This window comes from Bartonella sp. EBT8 (assembly GCF_055796165.1).
This window is the reverse complement of record NZ_JBTTDJ010000080.1, coordinates 1-1131: the sequence shown is the minus strand read 5'-3', so window position 1 is coordinate 1131 and position 1131 is coordinate 1. Positions and strand designations below refer to the sequence as shown.

Sequence of the window (1131 nt, the reverse complement as noted above, 5' to 3'; positions counted from 1 at the left end):
TCTTTAAATTGCTTTGTACGGTCTTTTTTATCGATTTAAACGCATATCTATCCCAATATCTCATACAAAATTCCATCACTTTGCTATCTTATCCTCGATGCCCTTTAAAACTTCATTAAGCTCTTTTTGGAGCTTTTTTAAATGCTCATCAGCCACTAAAGGCGCCTCTTTCCCCTTGTCTTGTATCTCAGGTTTTTCAAGGCTCCTAACGATGTAATCGATAGTCATGCGTATGTTGCTTTCAAGCTGCTCACAATAGCGATAAAAATCGGCTGTTGACGGCATAAAGGTTGCGTTTAAACCTTCTGCTTTGCCTTTCAAAACGTTCTTGGTTGCCGTTTGCAATGCCCAGCTGCTTATACCATCGAGGGTATAAAAATACGCAAGCGCTGTTGATTTTTCATCGCATTCTGATGGGCTTTTGAGACCATTCGATAACACAAGATACGTGGTTTGGATTTCCTCTTCCGTTGCTTTGTTTTCAAGTTCTTGCAACGCATTATTGGCTAGTGAGGTAATTCTCTCCGCTTCGGCACTCGATGGTTTTTGTCCCGTTAACCAAAGGAAGGGTGGTTCTTTTGTCATCACCGAATAAAAACTTGTACGCACTGTCTGAATTTTTGATATCGGACATGTATTGTGCAATTCGATAAGAGCGGCCGCGTTGTTGTCCGGTGTTCTCAATGATCGCTTTTCCATACCGTTTTTCCCTTTCTAATTGTTCTTTTTTATGTGCTAAAAGACCCCATTTGGGATGTGTAATCCAAATGTACCACGCCTTTTGCCAATCGCTTTTGGTTGCATCCTTTCCTGATTTTGCCAGCCAATAATTTCTGAAGCGTTCAACTTCTAACAGCGCCTCATCATGCGTTAAGCCTTTATCGATTGCGTATTGCAAATCAGGTTCAAAATCGTCCGGTAATCGACAGCCGCGATCAGTTCTTGCCCGTTTTGCTTTTTTGGGAACGTTTTCTTGCTCGTGAATGGGAGGTTGATCCTCTGCACCCGTTGCGATTGGATCTGCTAGCTTTTCGCAATCATGATCTTCTGATGGTTCATAACCCTCATTAACAATTTCGATATTTTCAAAATCAATATCGTTTTCTTTTTTTGATAACACGATAGTGTTAT

General features: G+C 40.9%; 1 protein-coding gene and 1 pseudogene. Both read right to left on the bottom strand.

The features are described 5' to 3' along the window. Positions 1–75 precede the first annotated feature (75 nt). The gene (locus AC0QT4_RS09180; protein ID WP_473201359.1) at positions 76–495 is read right to left on the bottom strand and encodes a hypothetical protein; all 420 of its coding nucleotides are present in this window, start codon (positions 493–495) and stop codon (positions 76–78) included. Positions 496–499: 4 nt separating this feature from the next. Beyond that, a pseudogene (locus AC0QT4_RS09175) lies at positions 500–1131 on the bottom strand (DUF1376 domain-containing protein); the annotation flags it as partial.